This window comes from Mesorhizobium sp. B2-5-3 (genome assembly GCF_006441005.1).
Taxonomy (GTDB): Bacteria; Pseudomonadota; Alphaproteobacteria; order Rhizobiales; family Rhizobiaceae; genus Mesorhizobium.
The window spans coordinates 196,487-211,706 of the sequence record NZ_VFUS01000007.1 but is presented as its reverse complement, the minus strand read 5'-3'; the positions used below and the strand labels follow the sequence as shown (position 1 = coordinate 211,706).

12 protein-coding genes are annotated in these 15,220 nt (G+C 64.1%); 4 read left to right on the top strand and 8 right to left on the bottom strand.

Features of this window, described 5'->3' with window-relative positions:
- Window positions 1-119: 119 nt before the first annotated feature.
- A complete protein-coding gene (locus tag FJ867_RS18475; protein WP_140818184.1) occupies window positions 120-1,778 on the bottom strand; it encodes a DUF2778 domain-containing protein in 1,659 nt (552 codons plus the stop codon).
- 618 nt (window positions 1,779-2,396) lie between these two features.
- On the bottom strand, window positions 2,397-3,650 hold the full coding sequence (locus tag FJ867_RS18470) for a hypothetical protein (protein ID WP_140495988.1): 1,254 nt from the start codon (window positions 3,648-3,650) through the stop codon (window positions 2,397-2,399).
- A gap of 143 nt (window positions 3,651-3,793) precedes the next feature.
- Here FJ867_RS18470 and FJ867_RS18465 point away from each other — a divergent pair, with 143 nt between their 5' ends.
- Both FJ867_RS18465 and FJ867_RS18460 read left to right on the top strand, forming a co-directional pair.
- Window positions 3,794-4,822, top strand: a complete 1,029-nt coding sequence (locus tag FJ867_RS18465) for a CapA family protein (protein WP_140495987.1) — start codon at window positions 3,794-3,796, stop codon at window positions 4,820-4,822.
- A gap of 164 nt (window positions 4,823-4,986) precedes the next feature.
- The gene (locus FJ867_RS18460) at window positions 4,987-5,955 is read left to right on the top strand and encodes a DUF3137 domain-containing protein (protein WP_140671365.1); all 969 of its coding nucleotides are present in this window, start codon (window positions 4,987-4,989) and stop codon (window positions 5,953-5,955) included.
- A 16-nt stretch (window positions 5,956-5,971) separates the two neighbouring features.
- On the opposite strand, the gene FJ867_RS18455 is transcribed toward FJ867_RS18460, so the two are convergent.
- The 3 genes from FJ867_RS18455 to FJ867_RS18445 form a co-directional block, all read right to left on the bottom strand.
- Window positions 5,972-6,466 carry a DUF2314 domain-containing protein gene (locus FJ867_RS18455; protein ID WP_140671197.1) on the bottom strand — a complete coding sequence of 165 codons (495 nt, stop codon included), beginning with the start codon at window positions 6,464-6,466 and terminating at the stop codon, window positions 5,972-5,974.
- Window positions 6,467-6,616: 150 nt separating this feature from the next.
- Entirely contained in the window at window positions 6,617-7,132 is a 516-nt protein-coding gene (locus FJ867_RS18450; RefSeq protein WP_140495985.1) for a hypothetical protein, read from the bottom strand.
- A 208-nt stretch (window positions 7,133-7,340) separates the two neighbouring features.
- Window positions 7,341-8,471, bottom strand: coding sequence for a hypothetical protein (locus FJ867_RS18445; protein WP_140582113.1), 1,131 nt, complete (start codon window positions 8,469-8,471; stop codon window positions 7,341-7,343).
- Between the two features lie 796 nt (window positions 8,472-9,267).
- Between FJ867_RS18445 and FJ867_RS18440 the strand changes: the two genes are divergently transcribed.
- Entirely contained in the window at window positions 9,268-10,206 is a 939-nt protein-coding gene (locus FJ867_RS18440) for a diacylglycerol kinase family protein (RefSeq protein WP_140818182.1), read from the top strand.
- Window positions 10,207-10,296: 90 nt separating this feature from the next.
- On the opposite strand, the gene FJ867_RS18435 is transcribed toward FJ867_RS18440, so the two are convergent.
- Genes FJ867_RS18435 through FJ867_RS18425 form a run of 3 tightly spaced genes read right to left on the bottom strand, consistent with a single transcriptional unit; the run spans window position 10,297 to window position 14,038 of the window.
- A complete protein-coding gene (locus tag FJ867_RS18435; RefSeq protein ID WP_140818180.1) occupies window positions 10,297-11,214 on the bottom strand; it encodes an NAD(P)-dependent oxidoreductase in 918 nt (305 codons plus the stop codon).
- The gene (locus FJ867_RS18430; protein ID WP_140495981.1) at window positions 11,211-12,425 is read right to left on the bottom strand and encodes a mandelate racemase/muconate lactonizing enzyme family protein; all 1,215 of its coding nucleotides are present in this window, start codon (window positions 12,423-12,425) and stop codon (window positions 11,211-11,213) included. Before FJ867_RS18430 ends, FJ867_RS18435 begins: the two co-directional genes overlap by 4 nt.
- The gene (locus FJ867_RS18425) at window positions 12,422-14,038 is read right to left on the bottom strand and encodes a GMC family oxidoreductase N-terminal domain-containing protein (RefSeq protein WP_140686100.1); all 1,617 of its coding nucleotides are present in this window, start codon (window positions 14,036-14,038) and stop codon (window positions 12,422-12,424) included. The genes FJ867_RS18430 and FJ867_RS18425 overlap by 4 nt, the downstream gene beginning before the upstream one ends.
- A gap of 206 nt (window positions 14,039-14,244) precedes the next feature.
- On the opposite strand from FJ867_RS18425, the gene FJ867_RS18420 reads away from it, so the two are divergent.
- Window positions 14,245-15,186 carry a phosphoribosylaminoimidazolesuccinocarboxamide synthase gene (locus tag FJ867_RS18420; RefSeq protein WP_140556048.1) on the top strand — a complete coding sequence of 314 codons (942 nt, stop codon included), beginning with the start codon at window positions 14,245-14,247 and terminating at the stop codon, window positions 15,184-15,186.
- Window positions 15,187-15,220 lie beyond the last annotated feature (34 nt).

The following is a 15,220-nucleotide window of genomic DNA, read 5'->3' as shown; positions in this document are numbered from 1 at the left end:
TATGGGAGGTCTTGGCGAAAATGGAAAGAGCGCGATCAGCCGAGGCGCATCACCAGATGCAGCTCCTGACAGAAGGCTGTCAGGAGGAGGCAAGTGCCGGTGATGCCTGCCTATTGCGGTCAGGCGCCGCGTGCGTTGTCCGCCACGCGTGTCGGCGATCCGTTCAGGCGCGGCACCACGACGAGGCGCTTGATTTTGCCCTTCTTGAAGGCGGCGAGGAAGCGCGCATAGTCCTTGAAGGCGACGCATCCACTGGACTGTGCGTAGCGGCCCCGAAGCAGGTAGGTGTGGGCCAGCAGCCCGTCGCGGTTGTATTTATTGCGGCCATCGACGGGTGTCAGACGCAAAGCCTCGACACCATGAAAGCGCGACTCGCGCAAGGACAGATTGTAGGTGTTGGGCGGTGTCGGTCCGCGGTTCTTCTGATCGGCATAGCGCGGCTGGTCCGCCATGGCGCCGATGCCCGAATGCGCTTCGAGCCTCGAACCGTCGGGCATGTAGACGGTCTTGGCGCTGATGTCATAGATGGCGACACCGCTGCCGGCTCCGCTCCTGGAGCCGCCCGGCGCGTTGAACAGGTTCCTGAACGCCTGGCCGAGGCCGCCCGAAGGCGTGTCTGGCTTTGCATAGGCCAACGCGTCGCCGCCATCCGCCGGCCGGCCCTGCCGGGCCGGCTTTGCCGGCTGGGCTTGCTGGATCGGCCTTGCCGGCTGGGCTTGCTGGACCGGCTTTGTCTGAGGTGCCGGCTTCTGCTGCACGACCTTGGGCTGTTGAGTCGGCTTTTCCTGCTCCACGGACTTCAACGGCTCCGGCGCGTCGAATTGCGGCCGACGGGTCGGCAGCGGCACGTCATCGGTGAGCGCGTCGGGCAAGGCCGCGGCATCGCCCGGCTGTTCCTGCTGGGTTTCGACAGGCGAAACCGCGACATCGGCCGAAGAGTCCGTCATCGGCAATGGCGAGGCGAATGCCTCGTCCTCGACAGGCAGCGAGCGGGCAAGCGCGAGGGCCAGTTGCGAATTGTCCGGCGTGCCGGCATCCGGCTGGGCAAAATGCATCGGCTGCGGCGCTGTCTGGACAACCACCGAGCCGGTGTCGATCCGGGCGAAGCGCTCCGCCGCGGGTGCCGGCAAGTCTTCAGACAGGCTGGCGACGAGCTTGGCGCCCGGCACCAGCGATGCCTCGGCGACCTGTGGAGCGGAGGTCGAGATGATAGGACGGGCGGGTGCGCCGGCCGTGGCCACGGGCTTGGCCGCGTTGGCGAAGGCGGCGGCGAGCTTGCTTGGCGAGAGAGATGCTTCCATGCGCTCGAAGCGCTCCTGCGAGGTCGTCTTGGCGACCGGGACCGGGTGTGCCGTGGACGCGGCCACGAGGCGCGCCGACTTTTCCGCTCGAGGAGCGAGCGCGGCCAGCCTGAAGCATCCGGAGCCGCATTGCACGGCGTGGTTCTGCAGCGCCTGCGTGCCGCCATCGGCGTTGGCCAGTGCGAATGGCGCAGCGGGCATCAGGAAATGCTGTTTCAGCGGATCGGCAAGAGCGAGCGAGCCCGGCATGGCCAGCCTCTGCGGCAGGACGCTCGACGTCGACGACAGCGAAGCGCCGACGGAGCTCAGACCAGCCATTGTCCCGACCAGCCACAGGCCAACGGCAGCGCTGACGCCGGGCACCGCGACCCAGCGGACGATCCGCTTAGAGTTGAAGGATGAGGCACGTGACGCGTTGTCGGCAGCTTCGCCGTCCCAACGCCTGTCCCCGACAATTTTCTTACTCAAGAACGCCATTCAACCAATCTTGCTCCAATCGGCTCCCACGTCCGCGGCTGTGATAGCCGCGACGACCATTCTGTGAGTGATCCCAGGTGGTCCCCGACGCGTTTGCCGCGCCTGTCTTTGGTTGCCGATTGCTTCAAAATATGGACAAAGTTGGTTAACCAATCCCTCTCAAAACCAACCGAGAGACGTGGACTTTGTGCCAAAAAAGGCTCGTCCACGACCATGAACGCGGTATTGCAGCCCTTCCAAGAGTATTTTGCTGCCTGCTTTTAACGGCCGAGTCAAGCAAAACAGCTCTTGCTAATTGAAGCGAATGGCCGTTTCAGCGGGGCCGCGACGGTGGCGCGTGTCATTCCGTACTCCCGAGAAGGCCCAGTGCGTCGCCCCAAAACTGCTATCCGCCCGCAGCAGATAACCGGCCCGTACCGCGGTTTCGCGGCGACCATTGATCGGCCACCGTGTTGGCGCGGCGGTTCGCGCCGGAGGAGGCGGAAGCGGTGCTGTACCAAGGCGCGATTTTCTAGGGTTTGCAATGGAGCTTCTACCTCCCCCTTGTGGGGAGGTTGGACCGCAGGTCCGGGTGGGGGGCTGGCGCTGACCGCCCAGGAACGCAGCCCTCTTGGGCCCTCAGTTGAACCACAGCGCAAACGTCAGGAAGCCACCGCCGCCGAACTCGCTCTGGATCTGGTCGAAATCGTCGCTGGTCAGGATCCTGCCGCTTTCGAGATAGGGCGCGATGGCCGGGCCGGTGATCGACAGCACCAGGTCGAAGGGTTTCGGCTCGTCGAAGAAGCGCTTCATGTTGATGCCCTTGCCGGTGATGCGGAAATGCGGCAGCAGCACGCGGCCTTCGAGCAGGTCCTCGGCCATGGTCAAGGTGGCGAGCCAGGCCGCGACCTGCTGCTCTCCGACTTCGAGGCCGGTGAGCGGGTTTTCGCCCTTCTGTTGCGGTCCCGGCAGCCATTCGCGGTCATTGTCGGTCTCGGCGCGGATCGCCTTCCAGTCCTCGCGCGACAGCCGGATCATCTCCAGCAGGTGACGGCGCGCCGCCTGCCGCCGCTCGGGCTCGACCACCGGCCAGTTGACAAGATGCACCAGCGAGATGAAATCGGCGATGCGCCATTCCGAGGAGAAGATGCTGCTGCCCATGTCGCCAGCCGGCGGAACGAGGATGTCCTGCAACGGCAGTTTTGCGCGCGGGAAGAGCATGTGGAAGGAACCGTCGAACGTGCTCCTGAAATCATGCGCCAGCCAGAAATCGGCCTGCGCCATCAGGAACTCGGCATAGCCCTGCAGCCAATAACCGTCGGCGCGGTCGAAGCGGAAGGTGAGCGCAGGCGCGGCATCGTCGGGCGCCACGCCGCGCGACAGCGAGGCCATTATGGCGGCAATGCTTTCGTCCGGCGCGATCGTGCCGTCCTCGTTAAGGTCGATGCCGACTTGGGTGAGGTCAATGACAATGCCGATATCGGCATCGGCAGGCACCGAGCCCAGCGTGGCTGCGGATTTCTCGAGCCGGTTGCGGAAGGCGACCAATATGGCGCGGAACTGTTCGTAGGTCAGCGGTTCGGGGTTCGGGTTTTCCGGCACAGGCAGCCGCATCAGCGGCAGCATGAAGGATCGCGGGCTCTCGAAGCCGTGGCGGTGCAGGCCGCTGGCCAGCAATTCCAGCGCGGTGAAGAATTCGCCGGCGCCGGCGGCATAGGCGGATGCCGGGTCGGTGGATGCGGCTGCCTCCAGCGTCGAGAGCGCCGTGTCGCGCGCGACCACGGTTTTGGCCTCGAACAGAGCGGCCGCGGTTTCGGGCATGGCGGCCTGCGCCGAAGACATCGGCAGAACCAGAGCAAGTGCCAATGCCAGCAGACTTGCCAGTGGTGTCATTTTCCCCCTCCCATGCGCGTCGTGCCGGCAATCATACACGCATTTGCAATGCCGCGTCTGCCGGGCGCTGATGCATGATTGCCATTGGCTGGCTTCAACGCGCCCGGCAGACGGTCTACACAGGGCAAACGATTGGACGTCGCGTGTCGAACTATCCGCTCTCCTACAAACTGTCGTGGCTGCCGCGATTCCTGAAACCGTCGCTGTCCGGTGGTGTGCAAGGCTTCGCGCCCGTGGCCGGAACGATGGTGGATCGGGCGCCGAAACGGACGGTGCGGCTCGCCTTCGTCGGCGACATTTCGGCGGTGGCCAACCGCAGCGCGCCCGACTGTGATCCGGTGATCAAAACGCTGCTTGGCGCGGCCGACCTGGTGATCGGCAATTGCGAAAGCCCGATCGTGGACAAGCCAAGCGCCGTGCTCGGCACCAGGCTCGGCACCCATCACGCGATGAGCGAGCGCTTTCTCGGCGACGCGTTGGCGGCAGTCGGCATCTCGCGTGAAAGACTGGTGCTGTCGCTGGCCAACAACCATGTGCTCGACCAGGGCGTCGCCGGTTTCGATGAGACCGTGGCGGCGCTGAAGCGGCTCGGTATCGGCACTATTGGCCTCGCCGGCAACAGCCCGGTGCAGCCTGTCGAAGTCGGGCCGCTGACTGTCGGGTTCGCCGCCTTCACGCTGTGGCGCAATGCGGGCGAGGACCTGTTCGCCGGCCGCGTTTCGATGGCCGGCGATATTGCCCACCTGCGAGGTGACGGGTTCGATCTCCTCTGCGCCGTGCCGCATTGGGATTGGGAGTTCCGCCACTTTCCGCGCGCCGAAACGCGGAGACTGGCGAGGCGCCTGGCAGGGCAGGGCGTCGGGCTGATCGCCGGCCACCACGCCCATGTCGTGCAGCCGGTGGAGTGGATCGGCGATACGATTGTCGCCTATGGACTTGGCGATTTCCTCGGAACCGCCCTTATCCGCCAGCCTTGGCCGGGACGCATTGGCGGGATTCTTGTCGCCGACGTCAGCGCCGATGCGGGAACGCGGGGGTCAGTCATTTCCTACCGGATGCATCCCTTTGTGCGGCTGCGCGCCGGGGATCATGAGCGGCTGGCGCCGGTGGAAGGATTGGAGGGCCGCATGCGTGACAAGGTGGAGAGGCGGTTGAGCGCGGTCTTTCCGTAACTACAGGTGGTGGACATTGGCCAAGATCGCCATGTCGGCGCTTTTCCAAGCGCTGATGATTGGCGAATGAAGAGGCGGCGCAAGCATCTGTTGAAGAGGCGCTACAGTCGATACTTCAGACAAAACCGGCTATCATGAACCGGTCCAGGCAAGCGGGGGTGGCGGTGGAAACAGCGGATTTCATACCTGGCGACGCCGTGGTTGCCGGCATCCGGAAAAACATCGAGGCTTATGAAGCGGCGCGGGCCTCCGTGGTGCGGCAGGTACGCTGGCGGGTGCCGCTGTTCGTCGGTTTGGTGCTGGCGACGGTGGTGCTGATCGCCTGGCTGTTCAACAAGGTCGCCGATCCCAACGAGCAATGGTTCTCGACGCCGCATGTGTTCCTCTATGTCGTCGGTTTCGCGGTTTCGATCCTGCTTTATTTCCAGGCGATGAAGCCGGCGACGCGGCTGCAGCAATCATTTCGCCAAACACTGCTGCCCATCATCTTCGGCTTCATCCGCGACGTGCGCTACGCGCATGGCGGGCGGCCAAATTCCTTCGACCGGCTGCCGCGCGAGGCGGTCGGGCCGTTCAACCGGCAGTCGTTCGACGATGTCGTTTCCGGCCGCTACGAAGAGTTTCCGTTCGAGCTCTACGAAGCGGAACTGCGGGAAGGGACAGGCAAGGGCTCATCGACGGCCTTCAAAGGCGTGATCGTCGCCTTCGAAGCCATCGAACCGTTTCCGGGAATATTGGTGGCGACGCGGCGGACCAATGCCGTCGTCGGCTTCTTCCGTGGCATGTTCGCCAGCAAGATGCAGGAACTGTCATCCGGCGTGCCGGAACTGGATGCCGCCTATGAGTTCCGCACCGACAATGCCGAGGCGGCGCAGCCATTGGTGACCGGCCGGTTGGCGCAAGCGCTGAAATGGCTGGGCGAAACCTGGCCGGAGGAACCCGCGCGCGTGGCCCTCAACGGCAGCGACGGTTTTCTGCTCCTGCCGCAGGCGAAGAATTTCTTCGAATTGCCCGCCATTTCGGTGCCACTGGACTACCAGACCCATGTCGCGCCGATGATATCGGATATGGGCGCGATGCTGGCGACGGCAGCGCTGGTGCGCAAGATCGGCGCCAGGGACGAAGCGGCTTGATCAGCCGGCGTTCCCGTCAGCAATCGAAGCCGTACTTTTCGCGCATGTTGTCCGCCTCTTCTTTCGACATTCGCTTGAACATCACGCAGATCGTGAAGCTGCCGACCTGATGGCCGTCCCGCGTATATCCCCAGTCGGAAATGTCGTCCCTGGTGAATTCTATGTTCTGACCGAGCACGACGTTGTGCACCGCCTCCGGCTCATTGGCTAATATGCCCACAAACCCTGTCCCGGCACGGCGGAACGGTATGACCCAGAAGTGCTCGGTGACTTGCCCATCCCGCACCCTGACCTTCAACTTGAACCTGCCTGTGCCGGAGGGAGGCATTTCGGACAGTGCCAGGAATTCATCGAGGCCGGCGAGCGCCTGCGCGGTCGCCGCCGCCATGTCGGGATCGCCCGGAGCGAAGATGATCCCCTTGTCGTCACCTGGATCCACGCCTTGCGCGCCGACCGATCCCGGAGCAAGCGCCAGCATCAAGGCTGCCGCAGTTCGAACCGCTGGTTTCATGGAAGGCCCCCCTTCATAGTTGCGGTCGACACAATGCTGCATCCCCATCCGATTTGCAACCTTTGCGCGAGTTTGCCTCTTCAGGTCCAAGGTGGCGGCGACCGTTGATGACAGACCGGGATGGTGACGCCGGTGAAGAAAGTTTCGTCCCTACAGCTTGCTCGGCACCAGGCCAGCCAGCCAGTTGGCTGACCGCTTGGCCATGTCGGCGGTCGCCGATACAGCGCGGCCAAGATCGGTCTTGACGACGGCATAGCCGTTTTTCGTACGATAGAGCACGCCGGTGCCGCCATCGACCACCTGTTCATAGGCGACCGGCCGCGCGGCGGCCGCTTCCATCGCCGTCGTCGGCGAGCCGACCGGGACCGTCGGCCTGTGGCTCAGCTCGGGCGGCAGCGTCGGTTCAACGGCGCGGCTGGCGGGCCTCAGCTCCGGGCGCGAAGCGGTCGCGGCCAGTTGCGAGGAGGACGCGGAACCTTTCGCGCGGCAGATGCCAGAGACGAGCGGATAGTTGAAATTGCGCTCGTGCAGCATCTGGCTCTTCATCGCCGCTTCGCACTCGGCGATGGTCGACCACTTGGCCGGCGTCTCGCCGATATATTCGCAAAGCTTGGCGTCGCAGTCGCAGCCGACGATGGTCATGGCGACAAGGGCGGTCTTGATCACGGTCTCGTCCCCTCGATGTGCCCCTCGGCAGCCCATTCAGGTGCATGTCGCTGTCCAAACCGGTCCCTGAGCGGAGCCCGCGGGCACGCTTTGGGCGACATGCGACAGTCCATCGCGCGCGAACAAGGCGGGATTTGGCCGCGATTGTGAAATGAGCGTGGCGTGGCGCTCGACACGGCCGTTCTCCGCGCAGCGTGGCCGAAAGGCCTCAGTAGTCGTAGACGTGCTCCAGCCTGGCGCCTGACTTGATCAGCGCCGGCAATACCAGATGCAGCCTGGGTACGGCTACGACCATGCCGGTGCGGCGTGTCGATGGATCGGCCGGCAGCGGATAGCTGAACAGGATGCGCATGCCTTCGGGGACGGCGATCGAATCCGTGGAGAGCACGGTGATCATGATCTCGTCGTTGCCGCCGATCTCGACGAATGAGACGCCCTTGTCGATCAGGCGCGGAATCATGTCGGTGAACATCTGGTAGCGCTTGGTGACGAAAACGGTGCCGTCGGGGCCGTAGTCGCGTTCGAGCAAGGTGTCGGCTTCGTTGCGCGTCGCTTCGCCGACCGGTCCCTTGGCCCAGACGTGGATGTCGAGCAAGGCCGGATCGGACGTTGCCGCGAGTGCCTGCCTGATCAGGCTGGCATAGAACTGCTTGATCGTGTCGGCGAGGCCGAAGGCAAGCTTTCGTTCGCTGGAGCGCACGGCGCTGTCGCCCGGCGCCGGCTGGACCGCGAAAAGCCCGGCGCGCTTCTCGGCATAGGGAAACTGGTACCACGGCCCCTGGTCGAGGAAGGCGGCGTATTCGGCCGCCACCTTGCCCTGGTAGATGTCAGTCGCCGTGCGCCTGCCCGCAATCGCCTCGGTGATGCGGCCGACCGTGTTTTCATAAGCCCATTGCACGGCATGCTCGATCGTGTGGCTGGTGCCGATGACGACCGGCATCTGGTGGTTGGCGTAGTTGAACTTGTAGGCGGAGCTGGCGCGGATCACCATGGCGTAGTCCTGCCAGAAGCGGCCGACATAGGCGAAATAGGGAAAGCCGCTCGGCTGGTCCTTGGCGACGAAGCCGGCATATTCGCGCGCGGCATAGACGATGGCCCATTCCGGGTAGGTGAGGAAGGTCGATTCCTCAGGTCGCTGGTAGCCGGGGATTTCGGCGCGCACCCTGGCGGCGAGCGCCGGCTGCGGTGCACCTTCGGCGATACCCGGCAACGGTGTCTTGTCCAGCGACGGCGTCGTCAGGAAACCGTAGGCCAGCCCGGCGATCGGGATCAGGACAATGATGACGATCAGCCAGAGGATCGTCCTGATGATACGCTTCATGAAGCGAAACAGGACCATGGCCGGTCAGGCCGTGGCGGCGGCAAGCTTCTGGATCAATGTCATGAAGTATCCCCCTTCAGCGAATCCGCCAGCAAACGCAAACGGACTCTGACAGGGCAATACTAACCGATTTTGGCGCGCGGTGAAGCGGCGCCCGCAACTTCGCCGGGAAGGCGCTTGAGCGGCAGGGAAAAAGACAGTCGGCGCCGGGATTTCTCCCAGCGCCTCCCTGTCAGACCAGGACACGGTCACGGCAGCAACTCCCCTAAAGTCGTCGCACCAAGCCGGCCTTGATTTTGACGGTCCTGCCAGTCGCCGCCCGAAGGCCGCGCCCGTTCCAGACCACGCCGGTCTCCACCCTTGCGGGCTTTGCCCTGCGGCCATCGAAGGTTTTTGCCGTCCTTCATGGCAGCATCGGTCCGCCGTCGGCGTTGGCACGCTTTCCGCGGCCCCGTAGGTCTCGGCTTCCGTCCCTCGAAGCAGGCGAGCCTGCTCTCGCTTCGGGCCGTACGGGCCTCAGGAAATCCGCCTTTCACTTTCGCCTTTCGGCTGGGCGATTGGTAGCCGCCTGAGATGGGTTGAACTTACGCCGGCCAAGGGTGTTGGGGAATGCCCGCGGGCCTGTGGATAGCGGGATTATCGGGGACCATTGCCAGAAGCCTCGGAATTTCAGGCACCAAGGCCTTAGACAGCCTGCCCTGCTTTTTCGGCACGCGAACCGAGAGCGCCTATTGCTCCGCCCACGGGCGCGGGCTTCAATGCCGGCAAAGGATCGGGCAGTGCGTGCCCGGCGCCTTGCGGGGAGGGATGCGCATTGAAGGTCGGGGTGGTGCTCAATCCGATTGCCGGCGGCGGCTGGCTGAAACGGCACTGGTCCGAGGTCGCCGCCTCGTTGAAAAATCACTTCGGCGATTTCGAACTGCGCGAAACGCAGGCCGAAGGCGATGCCGAAAGGCTGGCGCTCGACCTCGCGGCAAACGGGTTCGACCTGGTGATCGCGGCCGGTGGCGACGGCACGGCCAGCGAGGTGGCCGACGGCCTGTTGCAGGCGTCCAAGGAAAACGGCCGCGCGTCCGAACTCGGTCTGCTGCCGTGCGGCACGGGTATCGATTTCGCGCGCGGGCTCGGCCTGCCGAAGGAGGTGGACGCGACGCTGAAGCGGATCGCCGAGGCGAAGGGCAGGGCGGTCGATGCAGGGCGCATCTGCTATATCGACGACCATGGCGCGCTGGCCAGCCGGCACTTCGTCAACATTGCGAGCCTGGGGCTCTCGGGCGCTACCGATCGCGCCGTCAACGCCGACAAGCGCAAGGGCAACGTTGCGGCCAAGACGCTGTTCCTGTGCCGCACCGTGGTCGAATTCGCCCGCTACCGGTTCCAGGATGTAACGATTTCAGTCGATGACGGCGCGCCGGTCGAGGCGCGCATGGCGCTGGTCGCGGTGGCCAATGGCAAATTCTTCGGCGGCGGCATGATGATCGCGCCGGACGCCGAACTGACCGACGGCCAATTCGACATCGTCATCCTGCGGGCTGCCAGCAAGCTGAAGCTGATCTGGGATATCCGCCTGCTCTATGGCGGCAGGCATCGCAACCATCCGGCCATCACCATCCTGCGCGGCAAGAAAGTGGTTGTCGAACCGCTCGGCGACGTGGAAAGGAACGGCGCGCTGGTCGACATCGACGGCGAGTCGCCCGGGCGCATACCAGCGACCTTCGAGATCCTGCCCGGCGCTCTGACGCTCAGATATTGAATCAAGACGTTGCGGCTTTGATTCAGGTCGCTCCGGTCCTGATTCCAGATGAGCGCTCAACCTTTTGAAACCGCTTCAAGTTTCCCGGATTCAGATTTCCAGTTTGGACGGAAAACCGGGCGCGCGCAGGTCGGCGCCGACAGCGTCCTCGAGCAATTTGACGATCTGGGTCGACCAGGCGCCGCCGCCGTAAGCCGCCTTGCCCTGCTCGAAAATCGCATTGACGCGCGATGCCAGTTCCACCGGCACACCGAAATCCCGACCCATGCCCAGCGCGAAGCCGAGGTCCTTCAGCGCCAGGTCCATGGTGAAGCCGATGTCGTAGGAGCCGTTCAGGATGAGTTGGCTTTCGGTTTCGTGGACGAAGCTGTTGCCGGAGGAGGCAACGATGGCGTGATAGGCTTGGGCGAGGTCGAGCCCGCCTTGCCTGGCCAGCATCAGCGCCTCACCGGCGGCGACGAGATGGATGAAGGCCAGCATGTTGGTGATGACCTTGATCACCGCCGCCGAGCCGATCGGGCCCATCAGGAACGACTTCGCGCACATCGCATCGATGGCAGGGCGATGACGCCCGTAAAGATCGGCATCGCCACCGACCAGCGCGGTGATTTTCCCGGCCGCCGCCAGATGCACGCCACCGGTGACCGGGCATTCCAAGGTCTCGATTCCCCTGGCCGAGGCAAGGCCCGCGAGGCGCACGATCTCGTCGCGGCCATTGGTCGACATCTCAATCCAGGTGCCGCCGGCGGGGAGGCCGTTGAGCAGTCCATCAGGACCGGCGAGTACCGCCTCACTGACCCTCGGCGATGGCAGGCAGGTGAGGGCATTGCCCGCCCGCTCAGCCGCCTCGGCGGGGCTGCCGGCAGCGATAGCGCCGAGCGCCACGAGGCGCTCGATAGCGGCCGGGTCGCGGTCGAACACGGTGACAGCAAAACCATTTCGGACCAGGCTGGCGGCTAGCTTGCCGCCGAGATGACCAAGGCCGATGAAGGCGTAGCCTTCGCTCACGGCATCAACGGCGTTTGCATCATCTGCAAATGCAGGTCCTTGCCGGTGTACGGATGGGCGTCGCAGACGTCTTCGTTGAGTTCGACGCCGAGGCCAGGTTCCTTCGACGGGATGACGTTGCCGTCCTGCCACTCGATCTTCTTCTTGAGCAACGTGGCGTGGAAACCGTCCCACTGCTTCAGCGATTCCAGGATCAGGAAGTTGGGCAGCGTCACCGCCAGCTGGATGTTGGCGGCGCCGACGATCGGTCCGCAATAGCAATGCGGCGCGATCTGGATGTGGTAGGCCTCGGCCATGGCGGCAATCTTCTTGGTTTCCAGAATCCCGCCGGAGCGGCCAAGATCCGGCTGCAATATGGTCGCGGCACGGTTCTCGATGACGCGGGCGAATTCGAACTTGGTCGTCAGGCGCTCGCCGGTGGCGATCGGGATCGAGGTCGCGCGGGCAACTTGTGCCATCACTTCGGGCATGTCGGGTGGCACCGGCTCCTCGAACCACAAGGGGTCATAGGGCTCGATGGCGCGCGCCAGGCGCAGGGCGCCGGAGGCGGTGAACTGACCGTGCGTGCCGAACAATATGTCGGCACGCGTGCCGACCGCCTCGCGGATCGCCTTGATCATGCGGGTCGAGACGTCGATGTCGAGCAGGCGCGGCTGGTGGCCGTCAAAGGCGGTGTAGGGACCGGCCGGGTCGAGCTTGACGGCATTGAAACCCTGCTCGACATATTCGAGCGCGCAGGCCGCCGCCATTTCGGGGTCGTTGTAGACATTCCTGCCGTCCGGGGCGTCCTCGGAATGGACGCTGCCGGTATGCGGATAGAGGTAAGTGTAGGAGCGCAGCGTCTCGTGCACCTGGCCGCCGAGCAGCTTGTAGACGGGTTTGTCCGCTTCCTTGCCAATAATGTCCCAGCAGGCCATTTCCAGCGCCGAGAAGCAGCCCATGCCGGACACGTCTGGCCGCTGCGTGAAGCCGGAGGAATAGGCGCGGCGAAAGAAATTCTCGATGTCGTGCGGATCGCGGCCGACGAGATAGCGCTCGGCCATGTCCTCGACCATCCTGGCCGTGACATGGGCGGAGAAGGTGGCGTTGTAGGCCTCGCCGTAACCCACCACACCGCCATCGGTGGTAAGCTTGACGAAGATGAAATACTTGCCGCCGATGCCGGGCGGCGGATTGCCGACAACCCAGGTCTTGACGTCGGTGATCTTCATTCTTGGTCCTCCAGAACCAGTTCGGCGCCTTTCCATCCGGTCAGGATCGAGGCGGCGTTGGTGTTGCCGGTTATGTTGTCGGGAAAGATCGAGGCGTCGATCACGCGCAAGCCTTCTAGCCCATGTACCTTGAGCCGCGGATCGACCACGGCGCGCGCGGGATCGGGTCCCATGCGGCAGGTCGAAACCGGATGATAGACGGTGCCGGAGCGTTTCCTGAAATCCGTGATCAGGTCGGCGTCCGAAGTGATTGATGGGCCTGGCAAAACCTCCTCCGCGATGATCTCGGCCATAGCCGGCATCGAGGCGATCTTGCGCACGAATTTCACCGCCGCCAGCATCTCCTCGACATCGGCATTGGTCGAATAGGCGTTGGCGACGATCTTGGGATGGTCCAACGGATTGCTGGAGCGGATCATGATCTCGCCGCGGCTCGACGGGCGGCAGTTGGACAAGCCGATGGAGAAGCCAGGCCAAGGGTCCGGCGTCAGGATCGGGCGCTCGCCACTCTTCGGGATGACGGTCGAAAACGCCTGGAAATAGAGCTGCATGTTGGGGCGCGAAAAGGCCGGGTCGGTGCGGAAGAAGCCACCGCCGTGGTTCATCGACAGCGACAGCGGGCCGGAACGCGTCAGGATGTACTGCATGCCGACCATGAGCTTGCCCCACCAGGGACGCAGGATCTGGTTCAGCGTCGGCAATTTGCCCTTGAAGGTGTAGTTGATGCCGACATGGTCCTGCAGATTGGCGCCGACATTCTCGTTGGCGTGAATGACCGGGATGCCGAATCCCTTGAGCAGCGCCGCCGGGCCAATGCCGGAGAGATGCAGAAGCTGCGGCGAGTTGATCGAGCCGGCCGACAGGATAATTTCGCGGCCGGCGCGGGCCGTCTTCGTCTGGCCCTTCTGCAGATATTCGATGCCGACCGCACGCTTGCCTTCGAAAAGGATGCGGCTTGCCAGCGCGTTCGTCTCGACACGGACGTTTGCGCGCTTCATCGCCGGGCGCAGGAAGGCGCGCGCGGCCGACATGCGGCGGCCGTTGCGGGTCGAGATCTGGTAGACGCCGACGCCTTCCTGGGCAGCGCCATTGAAATCGGAGTTGAACGGCAGTCCGGCCTGCTGGCCGGCGGCGAGGTAGCGCTTCGTCAGCGGGTGGACGGCATCAGACGTATCGCTGATGTGCAGCGGGCCACCTCTGCCACGCCATCTATCGGCCCCGGCTTCATTGTCCTCCAGCGCCTTGAAGGCCGGCAGTAGGTCGTCATAGCCCCAGCCGGGATTGCCCGCGTCGCGCCAGTCGTCGAAATCCTCGCGCGCGCCGCGGATCCACACCATGGCGTTGATCGAGCTGGACCCGCCAAGCAGCTTGCCGCGCGGCCAGTGGTCGACATTGCCGCCAAGGCCGGGATCCGGCTCGGTCTTGTAGTTCCAGTTGACCGTGGGGTCGAAGAAGGTCTTGCCGTAGCCGAGGGGCATCTGCACGTAGAAGCGGCGGTCGCTGCCGCCGGCCTCGAGCACCAGCACCGAAAAGCGGCCCGAGGCCGACAATTTATCGGCGAGCACCGAACCGGCCGAGCCGGAGCCGACGATGATGAAGTCGTAGGTCTGCATGATGGGTATGGCCGGCTCCGGAAATCCGGCCGCAGCCTAGACGGGGCGGGCTTGCCGCGTCGCTGGGCCTTCCGGCATGCGTTGTGAAAAAAGCGACCGCGATGCCGGATCCAGTTGCGGGGAACCCTTAACAATCCCGCTTGATACGCATGGGGTCGACAGCTTATGCGAGGACATCGGCCAATCTGCGCAAGGCAGGAGATCCCATGCGTGTCCTGTCGGATGCTTTCATTCCCGAACTGCCGGGTCACTACAAGGGCAAGGTCCGCGAGAATTACGACCTCCCGGACGGGAGGCGCATCATCATCGCCACAGACCGCCTCAGCGCCTTCGACACCATCCTGACCTCGATCCCGTTCAAGGGCGAGGTCCTGACGCAGACGGCGCGCTACTGGTTCGAGGAAACCGCCGATATCTGCCCGAACCATGTTCTCGAATATCCCGACCCGAATGTCGTCGTCGGCACCAGGCTCGACATCCTGCCGGTCGAGATCGTCGTGCGCGGCTATCTGGCGGGCACCACCAGCACCTCGATCCTGACCCGCTATCGTCGCGGCGAACGGGACATGTATGGCATGCGGCTGCCGGACGGCCTGCGCGACAATGAGAAGCTGGCCGAACCGATCATCACGCCGACCAGCAAGGCCGCGCATGGCGGCCATGACGAGCCGCTGTCCAGGACCGAGATCATCGAACAGGGCCTGCTCACCCAGGCGCAGTGGGACACCGTCTCGGATTACGCCTTGAACCTGTTCGCCCGCGGCCAGGCGCGTGCCGCCGAACGCGGCCTGATCCTCGCCGACACGAAATACGAATTCGGCATCGACCAAAACAGGACGATCATCCTGGCCGACGAAATCCACACGCCCGACAGCAGCCGGTACTGGATCGCCGGGAGTTACGAACAGGCCCTGGCGAACGGCACTCGGCCGGAAAGTTTCGACAAGGATTTCATCCGATCGTGGGTGACGGCGCGCTGCGATCCCTACAGGGAGCCTATTCCGGAAATCCCGGATGAGATCGTCGAACAGGCCTCCAAAGTCTATGCGCAGGCTTACGAGGCCATCACCGGCAAGACGTTCGTCCCCGACGTTTCCGGGCATACTGTTCTGGATCGCATTCGAGCGAACCTCGAGCGCTATTTCTAGAAGGCCGCGAGCCCTTGCGGGGGGACTCGAAATG

Bases quoted from the DNA above. Each gene is read 5' to 3' on its own strand.
- FJ867_RS18475 (WP_140818184.1), bottom strand. From the start codon at position 1,778: ATGGCGTTCTTGAGTAAGAAAATTGTCGGGGACAGGCGTTGGGACGGC.
- FJ867_RS18470 (WP_140495988.1), bottom strand. From the start codon at position 3,650: ATGACACCACTGGCAAGTCTGCTGGCATTGGCACTTGCTCTGGTTCTG.
- FJ867_RS18455 (WP_140671197.1), bottom strand. From the start codon at position 6,466: ATGAAACCAGCGGTTCGAACTGCGGCAGCCTTGATGCTGGCGCTTGCT.
- FJ867_RS18445 (WP_140582113.1), bottom strand. From the start codon at position 8,471: ATGGTCCTGTTTCGCTTCATGAAGCGTATCATCAGGACGATCCTCTGG.
- FJ867_RS18430 (WP_140495981.1), bottom strand. From the start codon at position 12,425: ATGAAGATCACCGACGTCAAGACCTGGGTTGTCGGCAATCCGCCGCCC.
- FJ867_RS18425 (WP_140686100.1), bottom strand. From the start codon at position 14,038: ATGCAGACCTACGACTTCATCATCGTCGGCTCCGGCTCGGCCGGTTCG.
- FJ867_RS18420 (WP_140556048.1), top strand. From the start codon at position 14,245: ATGCGTGTCCTGTCGGATGCTTTCATTCCCGAACTGCCGGGTCACTAC.